Raw genomic sequence first — 14,847 nt, forward strand, 5'->3', positions numbered from 1 at the left:
TTTCATGCAATGCAGGCGGGCTACGTTATCCATTCCTGCTGATGTTAATTTGACGCAGGTAGTGACAGGATTTGTCGAGAAGGCCGGGAATGCTTTCGGACTTATGAAGAGGGAATGTCTTGCCATCACTCTTGCTGCGGAAGAAGTTTTTGCATTTATCGCCGGTACAGGTACTTCCAATAATGAAATTCAGATTGTATGCCGCAATGGCGGGTACTATGTTGAAATGTCTTTTCAGCTAAAAAGCTGCATACTCCCGGTGGACGCATTTAACTTAACCAAGAGTGGTGTTACCGGCGATATGGAAGGCGCGGAGCAGCTCGGATTGATCCTGGCAGCAAGGACTGTGGACAGGCTGTCTGTCGACCGGTTGGGCAGGGATACTTTTATCTTGAGATTCGTTATGGATAAACGCTACCCGCTTGTTGAACCGGCAGCGCTGCCTGAACTGAGCGGCCGGTTTAATGTGCAGGAAGCCGATATATCATCGTTGAAGGAATTGTCTGCACGGATACTGTCCTGTTATGGCAATGCAGTGGATTCATTTTTGACTGTCCCTGGAAAATTGATTGATATGGCAGCCAGTGGAGACTATGATGCATTGGTCTCAATTAATAAAAAGGGGCAGGTAGGCGGCGGGATTGTTTTCAGCAGAAACAGGCAAATGTCTGAAGCTTATGGGCCTTATGTTTTTGGGAAGGAAGACGGTCTGCCACAAATGCTGGTAGAAGGGATGATTGAAAAGTTGGGGCGTGCAAAAGATACGCTTTGCCTGGTGATCATGAAACCAACCCCGCAGACTCCGTCTGAATATTTTGAGCCGCTGCAGGGCAGTGCTGTTTATCGCCAATTGTCCGATGATAACGGGGCGAGAATATTTACACATTCCTGCTTTAAAGTTTTCTTGCAAGACTTTTATGAAAATTTAGTACTGCCGCGTGTTATTCAGGATGTGGAGTATACAGGCGAAGAATTGGCACAATATTCAGCCCTTGCGACAGCTATTGACCGGCAAAGTAAAAGAAGTGAATTGACCTTGTTATGGGCAGGGCAAAATCTTGAGGAAAACTTACGTGCACATGTAGAACTGCTGCAAACCCAGAATATAGAGGATATCAGCTTTTTGATGCAGCTCGGGTCTTCAGATGAAGTCATGATGGCCCCGATGGTTTTGTCAGCCGGATTTGAACCATGGATGGTATTGCCATGGGCCAGACAGGGAGATGTTGCCATATTCAAGTATAAAAGGAGGAAATAAAAGCATGAGCGGAAGGTTTCCTGCTTTAGAAACACTTGTACCTCCTTATATACAAAGATTTGAGGCTTATATTCCCAGCAAGCCCGATGCTGTACTGAAAGAAATGTTCGGATGCAATCACCTTTTGCGCCTGAACAATAATGAAAATGCTTTCGGACCCTCACCGGCTGCTCTTGAAGCAATCAAATCTTTTAATTCCGCATCGGCGTCAATTTATCCGAGCGGGGATGCTTATTTTTTAAGACAACGGCTTGGGGAAGCAACCGAACACTCAAGCGAAGCCTTTATTGTCGGAAACGGCGCCAATGAAGTTATTGCTTTTGTGATCAAAGCTTTTTGTTGTGAAGGAGACAATATTATAACAGCAGATAAGACCTTTGCGGTTTATGAGTGGGTAGCCGAATTTTCAGGTTTTGAGGCCAGGCTGGTACCGCTTGTTGATTACAGGTTCGATCCCGACGCAATGCTGGCCAGGATGGATGGTCGCACAAAAATAATATTCATATGTAATCCCAACAATCCTACCGGATCGTATTGGAACGAGTCTCTACTCCAACAGTTTTTAGACAGAGTGGATGGAAAGTGCATCGTTGTGCTGGATGAAGCATATGCCGAATTTATTGAAAAGTCTGATTTTCCGGATGGTTTGTCTTTGATCCGGAAATATCCCAATCTGATCGTTTTTCGTACATTTTCCAAGATGTTTGGACTGGCAGCTTTACGTATTGGTTATTTGGTTAGTAATCCAAAGCTGGCAGATATCATACGGAGAACAAGCATTTGCTACTCGGTAAATATGCTTGCCCAGGTGGCAGCAGAGGCATCATTGCGGGACGCAGCGTTTCAAATCAGCAGAACCCGTGCAATGATTAACAGTTCCAGAAAGTATATATGCGGTGAATTGGACAGGTTGGGACTCAGCTATATTGCAGGTGAAGGGAATTTTTTAATGATCCGGGTTCCGATGAGCGATACATCGGTATACCGGCGGTTAATGCAGCATGGTGTTATGGTAAGGACAATGACGGCCTTTCGTTTTCCAAATTACATCCGCTTAACCCTGGCCAAACTTCCTGCGATGGAGGAGTTTGTCAATGCCATGGAGATCCTATTGAAGAAAAGAGTGGGAATTCAGTAACTATTCAGGAGTTAGCAAGAGAAAACGGATTAGCGTTTTGATATGTTTTTAATACCTGAATAGTTAGCTTTTTGTAAGTATGAACAGAAATGGGGGATGGCTATGGACTTGCAAGAAGAGAAAAGTGTACATGAACAATCCTGGGTGATAGATTTGTTCAAGCCGGAAGATGCCGAAGGAGTTGTCGGTTTATACCGGGCCATATATGGTGAATACTTTCCCCTGCCGGATATTTATATTGCGGATTGGCATAGAGAACAGGTACAAAATAATGATTCTTACAGGGTTGTTGCACGCTTGCCCAGTGGACGCTTAATCGGAACAGTGGCTTTATTCAGGTCTGTGCCTACCAATAATGAACTGTATGAGGGCGGCGGACTTATGGTTCTGAAAGAATACCAGACACAAAATGTGGCAATTCAGCTCGTGAGATTTGTATGCAATAGCTTGCCGAAAATGCATAATTTAGGTCAGATCTGGGGTGAAGCGGTTTGTAATCACTTGGTAAGCCAGATGTTGTCTATTAAAAACGGGCATATAGCTTGCGCGCTGGAAGTGGATATGATGCCGGAAGCTGCCTATGAAAAACTATCTGAACGCGGACAGAATATAAATAGCCGTGTATCTGCCCTTGTAGTGTTTAAAGCTTTTGACCCGGACAGCCAAGTGGTATATTTACCGCTTGCCTATGAGGATGCCTTAAAAAAACTGTATGCACCTTTTAACTTCGGTCATAAATTTTTAAGACCGGACAGTAACCTTGAAGACGGGTCAAATACCGGTGCAAATATTAATACTATGCCGGGTGCCGGTATTACAAGAATAACAGTTTCCCAAATAGGTATTGATTTTGCATCATGGCTGGACAGGACGCATAATGAACTGAAAAACAGCGGCAGCAAGGTGTATCAAGTTATTATTCCACTGAATACTCCGTTAGTTGACAAGGCAGCAGAAAATCTGAGAAATGAAGGGTATTGGTTGGGAGGACTTCTGCCGAGATGGTTTGGCCACGACGGCTTTTTAATGCAAAAAACACTGTATGAGCCTGACTTTAGCAAGATTAAGGTTTATTCCAAACAAGGCAAAGAGGTCCTGGCAATGGTTAAAGCAGATTATGAAAAGAAGCTGGGGTGTGAGACGAATGTTTAACGTAGAGGGAGCCACATTGTGGGATTTGCTGGAGTACAATGCTTCGGTAAGAGAAAATAATTCAGCATTGCTGTTTCCCTCAAAGGATGTAGATCTTAGTTATGGACAGTTGTGGGCGCAGGCAAACGCGGTGGCCAAAGGGTTAATGTCGTTGGGAATCCAACAGGGAGAACACATAGCCATTTGGTCGCCGAACAGTCCGGAGTGGCTGGCGCTTGAATACGGGAGCGCGGCGGTTGGAACACCATTAGTTATGATTAATACCAGTTATCGAATGCTGGAGATGGAGTTTGCGTTAAAACAGATGGATGTGGTTGCTTTGTTTATTGCAGACAAGCAAAGCACTGCCAACGACTATATTGAAACTATCGGTATTCTGTGTCCCGGGCTTTTGGAAAAGCCTTCCGGGGAGTGGAATAGCGACAGGTTTCCTAAGCTTCGTTATGTGATTGGTTTGGGTGAAAAAAGACTGCCGGGTATGCTGATGTGGTCCGATATTATTAAGGCTGCTGAAAAAACAGAGGACTCTGCTTTTTTAAAACGGAAGCTGAAGGTTAAAGCAGATGCTACGGCCTTTATCATGTTCACTTCAGGGACAACAGGAGAACCTAAAGGCGCAATGATATCACATGAAAATATTCTTATCACCATGCGTTCACTCAAAGAATACTTAAATCTTACAGAATCAGACAGAATATGTCTGCCAATCCCGTTTTTTCATGCGTTTAGACTGGGTATGTCTAATTTGGCAGCACAAATTGGTATTGCCAGCGTTATTTGTGAACAAAACCAGGCAAATCAAATAGTGCAAGACATTCAAAAAACCGGAGTGTCATTATTGTGCGGTACACCGACTATGTTTATCGGATGGATGGAGGCACTGGAAAATTTAAAGAATGACGGGTCTTCATTAAGCAAAGCGGTTTTAGCAGGTGCTTCTTTGTATACTGAAACGGTAAACCGGATTTTAGAAAGAACAACCATTAAGGAAATCTGGGACATTTACGGTACAACGGAAACAATGGTTGTATTCGGCAATAGAATCAGTCATAGGCAAGAGTTAGAGTTTACTTCAGCCGGCAAACTCATGCAGGGGGGTGAAGTGAAAATAGTTGAAGCTGCAGGCGAACGGGTGTCGGCAGCAGGAGAAACCGGTGAATTATTAATTCGAGGCCCGGGTGTTATGAAGGGTTATTATAATAGGCCGGAAGCGACAGAAAAAGCAATTAATATTGAAGGCTGGTACCGCAGCGGAGATATGGCAGTTATTGATACGGATGGAGGTATCAGTATTGTAGGCAGAATCAAGGAAATGCTGGTGCGGGGAGGAGAAAACATCTTTCCCCGAGAGATTGAAGAGTATCTGATGACCCATCCTAAAGTGAAAGAAGCACAAGTGGTTGGAATTCCATCAGAGTACTACGGGGAAGAACCTGTTGCTTTTATAATTTTGCAGGAGGGTGAAACAGCAACACAGATAGAATTGAAAAAATATTGCCGGGAGAGAATAGCTTATTTTAAAGTACCTGTATATGTCTATTTTGTAGATTCATTTCCTAAAACAGCCAGTGGCAGGGTGCAAAAATTTAAGCTCAAAGAACAGGCAATCAAGAAAGTCGCCTTCAAGTGACTTTTGAGGCAGCCATAGGCACTCGTGTTCGCCGGAAATTATGTAAACACAATTTTTTATTACTGGTGTGGATGGCCTGCAGACCCGGAGCTTCTTCTTGGGGGGATTGGCGCCCCGCTGGTTCGGGACCGGCGGTTTGCTGATGCAAAAGCTGCCCTTGGAAAAGAGACGAAAAGCCCCTATACGCGCAGCGGCTTGGAGTATACCGAGATGAGGTGGGAGATGAGAGTATATGCGGCTAAATTAACGGCCGGTGTTAGCGATTTTGACCTTGACCGGATAGCTTCCCGCCTGACTCCTGAAAGGCAGGAACGAATCAGGAAGTTTGTCAGCAAAGAAGACGCCCGGCGGTCTGTGCTGGCGGAACTGATGCTCAGGCAAATCATACTGGAAAGCCTGGGGCTGTCCGGCAAAGAAATATCCTTTGGTGCCAACTCCTATGGCAAGCCTTTCCTGGTGGGTATTGGTGATTTTCACTTTAATCTTTCCCACTCCGGGGAATGGGTGGTATGTGTCACTGACAACGCGCCGGTTGGCATCGACATTGAGATGATCCGGCCGGTGGAATACAATATCGCGCGTAAATTTTTTTTACCGGCCGAGTACGGTGACCTGATGGCGAAGAACGAAGCGGAACGGCTGCACTATTTTTTTTCACTGTGGACGTTGAAGGAGAGTTATATCAAGGCCCGGGGGGAAGGGTTTGCCAGACCGCTTGATTCCTTTTCCATCAGGATCGACGAAGGCGGAAATGTAAGGCTTGAAACGGAGGATATGCCGGGCGGCTGGTTTTTTAAACGATACGGAATAGACTATCGCTACAAGATGGCTGTCTGTGCCGCTCACGGGGGATTACCGGAAGCCGTCATTGTGCAGGATTGGCATGATTATCTGGGAACGGCATTTTGAAACGCCGGAGAAATCAGGAAACCTGTAACATGGTAGAAGCCAAGTTTAAAAATAAAAGGAGGAGTTCTGTATGAACAGACAAACAGTTCTTGAAGAATTGATGTTAATTGTTAAAAATCAATTGGGAGATAGGGCCAAAAGCATCAATTATGATTTCAATGTTTCACAAATTAACCTTGATTCACTTGATATCTCAATAATTATCGCGGCAGTCGAGGAAAAATACGACTGTACAATCCGTATGGATGATTTTATCAAGCTCAAGACTCTGCATGACTTTGCCAATTACATCTTAAATGAAGTAAAACAATGAAGAATCATCCTCTGATAGCATGTTCGGATTTTAGAAAGTATTTCCTGGGCAGGTCTATTTCGGCAGTGGGCGATAAGTTTTATACTATCGCCCTTGCCTGGTGGGTTTTATCGCAAGGGGAAAATTCAGGAGTGCTGTTGGGGATTTTGATGGCGTCAAGCATTCTGCCGGTAGTGTTGTTTGGCCCTATGGCCGGCACGCTGGCAGACAGGATGAACAGAAAAAAATGTATGCTTATTGCTGATGGAGCCAGGTTTTTCTTCATTTCTGTTCTGTTTATCCTGTGCATGTTTGACTGGTTGTCTCTGCCGCTGCTCTATCTGCTGGTTTTTTTAGGGTTTCCGCTGACCTTTATACTCAACGGTTTCCTGTTGAATATGTTTTCACTGCAGCAGCTTTTAATTTTCAACGGAATTGCTGTGTTAATTGTCAATTTCGGTTTTCTGGTCATTCCAAAATATAGGTTTCCAGGGGGGGATATATTATGCAAATTATAGAAAGGAATGAAGACGGGTTTTGTATATTAGAAGTCATAGGGCGCTTGGACACTGTTTCGGCAAGCGAATTTGACCAAAAGATAGCAGCGCTGCTGGAGAATCATAAAGCGGATATGATTTTTGATCTTGCAAAACTGGATTATATAAGCAGTATTGGTCTGCGGAGTATACTGGCAGTTACTAAAAAGCTGCGTGCCGGTGGACGAAAACTTGCATTGTGCGCTCTTACTGATTTTGTCAAGGAAGTATTTGAAGTGTCCGGATTTGACAGTGTTATACCTGTATTTGAAAGTGTTGCCGCGGCTAAAAGCCAGGCTAAATAAGATGGATGAGAGTAATAGAGAAAAGTCTTTCGCTGCTCAACAAGAGCAAATTCCTGCCGCCCTGGAGTTCATTACAGCAAATGCAAAGGAAGCCGGTTTGTCTGGAACAGGCATCTTAAAACTCCGGTTGGTGGCTGAGGAAGCTGTGACGAATGTTTGCAATTATGCTTATCCGGATAGAGCAGGAACCCTGGAAATAAGAGTTGCCGGCAGTGCCGGGCATTTAACGGTTACCATATCGGATGAAGGCAAACCCTTTAATCCTGTCGAGCTTGCCCAACCGGATGTATCGTTGGGCGTAGAGGAAAGACCGGTGGGGGGGCTGGGTGTATTTCTTATACGTAAATTTGTGGATGAAATTGCCTATGAGAGAGTGGGTAATAAGAATGTGTTGAGAATAAAAATTGCTTTTGGGGTGGATGAGAAATGAATGAGCCTTTAAAAGTCGGGCGGTCAATACCAAGGTTGGATGCGGAAGACAAGGCAGCGGGAAGAGAAAAATATGCGGCAGACTATTATCCGGAAGATTTCCTTGTCATAGGCATCAAGAGATCACCCTATCCACATGCGCGGGTTTTACAGATTGATTCCTCGAAGGCAAAAAGAATACCGGGTGTTGTTGCTGTGTTGACTCACCGGGATATAGCGGGTTCCAATCAACTGGGCATTATTGTGAAGGACCAGCCTGTACTGGCCCGAAATGTTGTGCGTTTCATCGGGGATGCCGTAGTGTTGGCTGTTGCGGAAAACAAAGAAGTTCTGGAGGAAGCGCTTGCTCAAATTGAGGTGGAGTATGAGCCGCTGACTCCTTTATTTTGTCCCCAAGCTGCTCTATTAGAAAACAGTGTAAAAGTCCATGCCGACTGGCAAAACGGAAATATCCTTTTGGCAGGGAAGCTTGAAACAGGCAATGCCAAAGAGGCACTTGGGGACTGTGCGCACAAGGTGAGGGTTGAATTGCAACTGGGATGCCAGGAGCATGCCTGCCTGGAAACCGAATGCGGTGTGGCCTGGATTGAGGATGACGGTAATATGGTTATCACTGCATCCACCCAGAGTCCTTTCCGGGACCGGCTAGAACTGTCACATGCATTGGGGATACCACCGGATCGCATACGTGTTATAGCACCCTTTCTGGGTGGTGGCTTTGGCCGCAAGGACGGAGTATCTGTACAAGCCTATTTGGCACTGGCAGCGTTAAACTCCAACGGAAGACCGGTAAAAATACAGTTATCAAGGGAAGAGAGCATTGCAACGGGGACAAAAAGACACGCAGCTGAGATTTGCGTAGAACTGGGTTGTGATACGCAAGGCAAGCTTTCGGCTCTTTGTTGCGATGTTTTGATGGACACCGGAGCCTATGCGTCACTGGGAGGGGAAGTATTGACATTGGGGATGGAACATGCCGGAGGTCCTTACCGTATTCCCAATGTTATTATTGAGGGCAAGGCGGTATATACAAATAACGTTCCGGCCGGCGCTTTCCGTGGTTTTGGCGTTCCACAAACCACAGCGGGAATTGAGCAGGCGATGGACGAATTGGCTAAAGTCGCCGGGTTTGACCCGCTTATATTCCGGTTGGTAAATGCAGTTAAACAGGGGGAGAGAAATTCAGCCGGGGTGATTATGACCCAATCCGTCGGATTAACTGCCTGTCTGGAAACAGTAGCTGCCTGCCCTGAGTGGAAAGATCGCCAAAATTGGATAAACAGTGCGCCGCCTTTTACGCGGCGTGGTGTCGGTTTGTCAGCTATGCACCATGCTCAGGGATTTGGGCCTGTAATTCCTGACAATGCCAATGCCAAAATCGAGCTTGACCCAGAGGGCTGTTTTATCATTTATGTGGGTGTGGCGGATATGGGACAGGGCAATGCCACAACTTATCTGCAAATAGCAGGGGATATTTTAGGCCAGGGCTTTGACCGGCTGAAAATGGTTTTGCCGGATACCCAAAAAGCTTTGCCTTCCGGCTCATCATCTGCCAGCCGCACAACATTTACCTTTGGGAATGCAGTTATCGGTGCTGCCAGACTTCTGTCGGGACGTATTATATAGCTTCATAAGTTATAAGGAGGGCTATATGGGGAGTGTTGAAAAGACGTCGGATTTGAGTGCTGATTACGATCCGGTTGATTTTGCCGGGGTTTATGATTATTATTTATACCGCATATATAAGTACATATGTTACCGTATTGGTAATCTGGACGAAGCTGAAGATTTAACCAGCAAGGTTTTTGAACTGACTTTGAAAAATATCAAAAATTATAAACCGGAACGGGCAACCTTTGCCACATGGCTTTATACTATTGCCAATAATACACTGACGGACTACCTTCGCAGCTTGAGCCGTTGCCGTTTTATTTCCCTTGAACTGGTGGACGGGGTGGCATGTGCCGGTCACGGGCCGGAGGAAGCAGCCATTTGCAACGAAAGACGGGAAGAACTTTTTCAGGCACTGTCATGTCTTAATGATCGGCAGCGGAACATTATTAGCCTTAAATTTGCATTTGGGCTTAATAACAAAGAGATCTCTGAAATCACCGGGCTGACGAGAAGCAATGTAGCTGTTATTATTTACAGGGCATTGCAAAGGATGAGATCCAACTTAGTTGTGAAGGAATGATTTGCGAGATATGGATAACATAGAATTGGCCGAACGCTTCTGTAATGGTGAAATTGCACTTAACGATGATGAATTGGATGCCGCAGCCGGTGGGAATGCATTAATAGGTATTATATTGCAATTTATTATATTATATTTAGACATTTTTGTATTTATTCGACATTCATAGCGGAGGATATGTTGCCATGTCAAAGGGTCATTGGGCAAAAATTTGGGGAATAGGTATTCTGCTGACAGGTGTTTTGCTCATTGTTATATTTGTCTTGCATACAGGGTACTCGAATAAAAAAGAGCGGGGGGACATTGTTATTGGTGCAGCCTGGCCTTTTTCCTCTCAAAACGAGCTGTTTAAAGAAGGTGTCGAATTGGCTGTCGATCAGATAAATGCAGGGGGAGGGATAAACGGCCATAAGGTACTCCTGGTTGAGAAGGACGATAAAGGAACTGTTACCGGCGGGATGAACGTTGCCCAGTCTTTTACGAAAGTTCCCAACCTGACGGCTGTGATTGGTCATAGGTTTTCTTATATTTCCATTGCTGCTTCATATATTTATGAGAAAGCCGGTATCGTTATGCTTTCTCCCACATCTACGGCCCCTGAACTTACTAAAAAAGGATATAAATATATTTTCAGAGATATTCCCAGTGATAATGAGATTGCCAGGCAGTTGGCCTTATATGCCGCCGGGCTGGGCCACCGGCATATGGTGATTTATTATGCTGATGATTCTTACGGAATTGGTTTGGCCAATTCTTTTGAGGATTATGCACGAAAAGCCGGGATTGAGATAGTTGACCGGTTTTCCTACTACGCCGATCTAAGAGATCTGGACAGAATCAGTGCGACATGGAAAGCACTTGATTATGACGGTGTTTTTATGGCGCAATATATGCCTGACGGAGCACAGTTTATTGCCGATACGGCAAAGCTAGGCATATCCGTGCCGGTTTTTGCCGGTGACGCCATGGATACGCCGCAGCTTTACCGGATTGCCGGCAATGCGGCGGAAGGTACAGTGATTGGGACAATTTTTAATCCCCAGGATCCCAGGCAAGCAGTAAAGTCTTTTATCAATAATTTTTACAGCAAATACGGTAAAATGCCGACTCAATATGCAGCCCAGGGTTATGATGCTGTCAACCTGCTGGCGAAGGCTGTTAAAGAAACCGGTTCAGCGAGCCCTTCCGCAGTTGCACAAAAATTGCGGACATTCAAGGACGTATCCGGTGTGGCCGGCATTCACACCTTTGCTGACAACGGAGACGACATTGGCAAACTGGTTGTGCTGAAAACGCTTAAAAACGAACAATTTGTTTATATCCATTAACTCAAAGAGGTGCTTGCTTCATGACACAGGGTTTGTTCCGCAAGGTGGCGCTGGACAGGCTTTCATCCCCCGAACAATTGGACCGGTTAATCACGGTGACAACGACCAGGTCCTGGTTTGCGCTGCTGGCAATTGCGTGCATCCTTCTAACGTCTGTTCTGTGGGGTGTTTTCGGGAGTATCCCTACGAAAGTATACGGGCAAGGAGTTATAGCCAATAGTTTTGGCATCTACAACATAGTTAGCGGCGATTCCGGCCAAATTTCCGATATTCGGGTTGTGGTGGGAGACCATGTTAATAAAGGGGAAGTAGTGGCGAGAATAAATCATCCTCAGTTGGCAGAGCAAATTAATGATTTAAAAATAGAACTGGAGCAGTTAAAAAAACTGGACGAGAACGGCATAAAAGAAGGTAATGATAAAAACATAGGGTCGGAATTGGCTGATTTGTTCAGTCTAACCCAAAAGATAACGGAAGCTAAAGCAGCCCTTATAAACGCAGAGGTTGATTATGAAAATGCCATATCGGGTCTGTCCTATGATATACAAATGGCGGATAATAGTTTGGAACAAGCCCGGGTTAGTGAGCAGGGTAAAAAAAGTTATTTGGATAAAATGACCTCTCTGTACCAGAGTGGCGCTGTTTCTAAAAACGACTATGAAAACGCTAAAAGGGATTATGACTTGCAGCGTATGCTGGTACAGTCAGCCGAGCAAAACTTAAGTAAGCTGACAGCCGGACAGTGGCAGGACACGATTATTAAGTATAGACAAAATCTGGAGCAAGCTCAGCTATCTTTGCAGATGCTAAAAGAGCAATTCGCCACTACAAAGGCGACTAGAATTGCTGAAGCAGAAGATGAAGTAAAAAAATTACAGAATAAATTGATCACTTCCTCTGAAATAGCGGCGCAGGTGGACGGCCGGGTGGTCGAAATAAAGGTAAATAGGGGAGATATTGTTCAGTCTGGGACGTGTCTCGTTAGCATGGATCGCGAGGGCAGCACCATCAAACAGGAAGCAGTGCTGTATGTATCGGCTGAGGAAGGAAAAAAAATTCTACCGGGGATGGAGGCGTTGATTTCCCCCAGTACAGTGAAAAAGGAACAATACGGCTATATACTAGGCAGAGTGACTTCGATTTCCGAATATCCGGCCACCAGCCAGGATATGATGCATACCCTGGGGAATGAAGGGCTGGTGACCAAGCTGGCGGGGGAAGGTGCATCCCTGGAAATGCATGTGGACATAACTGTGGATGCCTCCACTGTAAGCGGGTTCAAGTGGACATCTACCGGTGGCCCTCCGCAAAAAATCAATAGCGGCATACTTTGCGAAGGTTCAGTGACCATCAATAAAGAGCATCCCATCGGCATGGTTATACCCACGCTTAAAAGAGTTCTTTCCATATACTAAAGCGTCACTTTCGTGGGCTGCCACATTCACATCCACTATTCTGCTGAATAGTTACCATTTATTAGTTATTGCAACGGGGGATGGCAAATGGGAAGAAAATATATGAAACGGGCCAAGGTTCCTACTGTGCTGCAAATGGAGGCGGTGGAATGCGGAGCGGCCTCCCTGGCCATGATCCTGGCCTATTACGGTAAATATTTGCCCCTGGAAGAGATCAGGATTGCCTGCGGGGTTTCCCGTGACGGCAGTAAGGCCAGCAACATTTTGAAAGCAGCCAGGAATTACGGGATGGTGGCAAAGGGCTTCCGTAAAGAAACGGAATTCTTAAAGGATATGAAACTGCCGGTGATTATTCACTGGAACTTCAATCACTTTGTAGTTCTGGAAGGTTTCGACAAAGAACTTTTTTATCTGAATGACCCCGGCAGCGGACCAAGGTCAGTGCCCAAGGAAGAGTTCGACCAGTCTTTTACCGGCATTGTGTTGACCTTTGAACCGGAGCCTGATTTTGAAAAAACCGGTAACAAGCCTAATATAGCGGCTGCTTTAAAAAAGCGGCTCAAAGGATCGGAAGCAGCCTTGACTTACGTTATTTTGGTGGGTCTGGCTCTGGTCATTCCGGGCCTGGTTATTCCTGTTTTTACTAAAATATTTATTGACGATATATTGCTGGGCGGGAAAGGGAACTGGCTGGTTCCCCTGTTGCTGGGTATGGCAATTACTGCCATCCTGCGGGGCTTTCTTACCGGGCTTCAGCAGTATTATCTTTTAAGGCTGGAAACCAAAATAGCCTTGAGTACTTCCGCCCAGTTTCTATGGCATGTGCTTTGCTTGCCGGTGGAGTTTTTTACCCAGCGTTCTGCCGGAGACATTAGTATGCGGGTACAGAGCAACGACACGGTGGCCCAGCTCCTGTCGGGCCAGTTGGCGACAAATGCCCTGAATCTGGTAATGACTGTATTTTATTTTGTTATTATGCTTCAGTACAACCTTTGGTTATCGCTGGTCGGCATCGCGGCTGCTGTTGCCAATATTTCCTATTTGAAATATGTTTCTCGCCGCCGGGTGGATACAAACCGCAAGCTGCTGCAGGATCGGGGCAAGCTTAGAGGTACCGCCATGTCCGGCCTGCAGATTATTGAAACCATAAAGGCTTCCGGAGCAGAATCCGACTTTTTTGCCAAGTGGTCGGGATACCAGGCCAAAACCTTAAACGCAGAGCAGGAGTTGGGTGTTTCCACTCAATTTTTATCGGCTATCCCAACCTTTCTGACTACCTTGACCAATACCGTGGTTTTGGTTTTAGGCGGCCTTCTAATTTTCAGAGGAGAGTTGACCATCGGGGCGCTGGTTGCTTTCCAAAGTCTGATGAGCAGCTTTTTGGAGCCGGTAAACGGACTGGTTTCCCTGGGCAGCCGGTTGCAAGAAGTAGAAGGGGATATGAACCGGTTGGACGATGTTATGCAATACCCCCTTGATGAGCAGACGAAAGAAGACCTGCCGGATGACGGCAGCAAGGATTTTCCTGAAAAGCTGGAAGGATATATCGAACTGCGTAATTTGACCTTTGGTTATAGCCGCCTGGAGCCTCCGCTAATTGAAAATTTCAGTTTAAAACTGTCCCCGGGCTACAGGGTAGCATTGGTTGGCGGGTCGGGGAGCGGCAAATCCACTATCGCAAAATTAGTCTCCGGAATTTGTAAGCCGTGGTCCGGGGAAATTTTATTTGATGAAAATCCGAGGGAATATATACCTCGTTCGATTTTAAATAATTCACTGTCGCTGGTGGATCAGGATATCTTTTTGTTTCAAGGGACGATTCGCGATAACCTTACCTTGTGGGACAAGACGGTGTCTGAATTTGACTTGATCCGGGCGGCAAAGGACGCCTGCATTCATGATGATATCACCTCTAAAGCAGGGGGCTATGATCAACTGCTGGCTGAGGGGGGAAACAATTTCAGCGGTGGGCAGAGGCAGAGGCTGGAGATTGCCAGGGCATTGGCCGGCAATCCCTCAATTTTGATTCTGGATGAGGCCACCAGCGCCCTGGATCCGCTGACGGAAAAAACAGTGGATGAGAGAATTCGCCGTCGCGGTTGTACCTGCCTTATTGTTGCCCACCGTTTAAGCACTATCCGGGACTGTGATGAGATTATCGTTTTGGAAAAAGGCAAAATAGTGCAGCGCGGCACTCATGATGAAATGAAAGATGTCGATGGCCATTATGCTGAACTGATCAAGGCAATTTAAGTTAACAA

At 45.7% G+C, this 14,847-nt stretch carries 15 protein-coding genes; all 15 read left to right on the forward strand.

What is annotated here, in order from left to right:
* Positions 1 to 4: 4 nt before the first annotated feature.
* Positions 5 to 1,258, forward strand: coding sequence for a hypothetical protein (locus DTOX_RS04455; protein WP_015756533.1), 1,254 nt, complete (start codon positions 5 to 7; stop codon positions 1,256 to 1,258).
* Between the two features lie 4 nt (positions 1,259 to 1,262).
* The gene (hisC, locus tag DTOX_RS04460) at positions 1,263 to 2,396 is read left to right on the forward strand and encodes a histidinol-phosphate transaminase (RefSeq protein ID WP_015756534.1); all 1,134 of its coding nucleotides are present in this window, start codon (positions 1,263 to 1,265) and stop codon (positions 2,394 to 2,396) included.
* A 102-nt stretch (positions 2,397 to 2,498) separates the two neighbouring features.
* Positions 2,499 to 3,548 (forward strand): hypothetical protein, encoded by a 1,050-nt coding sequence (locus DTOX_RS04465; RefSeq protein ID WP_015756535.1) that lies wholly within the window; start codon positions 2,499 to 2,501, stop codon positions 3,546 to 3,548.
* Positions 3,541 to 5,178, forward strand: coding sequence for an AMP-binding protein (locus DTOX_RS04470; protein ID WP_042315405.1), 1,638 nt, complete (start codon positions 3,541 to 3,543; stop codon positions 5,176 to 5,178). Before DTOX_RS04465 ends, DTOX_RS04470 begins: the two co-directional genes overlap by 8 nt.
* Positions 5,179 to 5,202: 24 nt before the next feature.
* Positions 5,203 to 6,087 carry a 4'-phosphopantetheinyl transferase family protein gene (locus tag DTOX_RS04475; protein ID WP_015756537.1) on the forward strand — a complete coding sequence of 295 codons (885 nt, stop codon included), beginning with the start codon at positions 5,203 to 5,205 and terminating at the stop codon, positions 6,085 to 6,087.
* A gap of 70 nt (positions 6,088 to 6,157) precedes the next feature.
* Entirely contained in the window at positions 6,158 to 6,400 is a 243-nt protein-coding gene (locus DTOX_RS04480; protein ID WP_015756538.1) for an acyl carrier protein, read from the forward strand.
* A complete protein-coding gene (locus tag DTOX_RS04485; protein ID WP_015756539.1) occupies positions 6,397 to 6,897 on the forward strand; it encodes an MFS transporter in 501 nt (166 codons plus the stop codon). The genes DTOX_RS04480 and DTOX_RS04485 overlap by 4 nt, the downstream gene beginning before the upstream one ends.
* A complete protein-coding gene (locus DTOX_RS04490) occupies positions 6,885 to 7,220 on the forward strand; it encodes an STAS domain-containing protein (RefSeq protein WP_015756540.1) in 336 nt (111 codons plus the stop codon). The genes DTOX_RS04485 and DTOX_RS04490 overlap by 13 nt, the downstream gene beginning before the upstream one ends.
* 1 nt (position 7,221) lies before the next feature.
* Complete coding sequence (locus tag DTOX_RS04495) at positions 7,222 to 7,650, forward strand: ATP-binding protein (RefSeq protein WP_015756541.1); 429 nt, start codon at positions 7,222 to 7,224, stop codon at positions 7,648 to 7,650.
* A complete protein-coding gene (locus DTOX_RS04500) occupies positions 7,647 to 9,275 on the forward strand; it encodes a xanthine dehydrogenase family protein molybdopterin-binding subunit (RefSeq protein ID WP_015756542.1) in 1,629 nt (542 codons plus the stop codon). The genes DTOX_RS04495 and DTOX_RS04500 overlap by 4 nt, the downstream gene beginning before the upstream one ends.
* Positions 9,276 to 9,300: 25 nt before the next feature.
* Entirely contained in the window at positions 9,301 to 9,843 is a 543-nt protein-coding gene (locus tag DTOX_RS04505; RefSeq protein ID WP_015756543.1) for a sigma-70 family RNA polymerase sigma factor, read from the forward strand.
* 1 nt (position 9,844) lies between these two features.
* Complete coding sequence (locus DTOX_RS22855) at positions 9,845 to 10,012, forward strand: hypothetical protein (RefSeq protein WP_157862851.1); 168 nt, start codon at positions 9,845 to 9,847, stop codon at positions 10,010 to 10,012.
* A gap of 16 nt (positions 10,013 to 10,028) precedes the next feature.
* Positions 10,029 to 11,171, forward strand: coding sequence for an ABC transporter substrate-binding protein (locus DTOX_RS04510; protein ID WP_015756545.1), 1,143 nt, complete (start codon positions 10,029 to 10,031; stop codon positions 11,169 to 11,171).
* Positions 11,172 to 11,191: 20 nt separating this feature from the next.
* Positions 11,192 to 12,586, forward strand: a complete 1,395-nt coding sequence (locus DTOX_RS04515) for an NHLP bacteriocin system secretion protein (protein ID WP_015756546.1) — start codon at positions 11,192 to 11,194, stop codon at positions 12,584 to 12,586.
* An 87-nt stretch (positions 12,587 to 12,673) separates the two neighbouring features.
* Complete coding sequence (locus tag DTOX_RS04520) at positions 12,674 to 14,839, forward strand: NHLP family bacteriocin export ABC transporter peptidase/permease/ATPase subunit (RefSeq protein WP_015756547.1); 2,166 nt, start codon at positions 12,674 to 12,676, stop codon at positions 14,837 to 14,839.
* Positions 14,840 to 14,847 lie beyond the last annotated feature (8 nt).

The organism is Desulfofarcimen acetoxidans DSM 771 (genome assembly GCF_000024205.1).
GTDB lineage: Bacteria > Bacillota > Desulfotomaculia > Desulfotomaculales > Desulfofarciminaceae > Desulfofarcimen > Desulfofarcimen acetoxidans.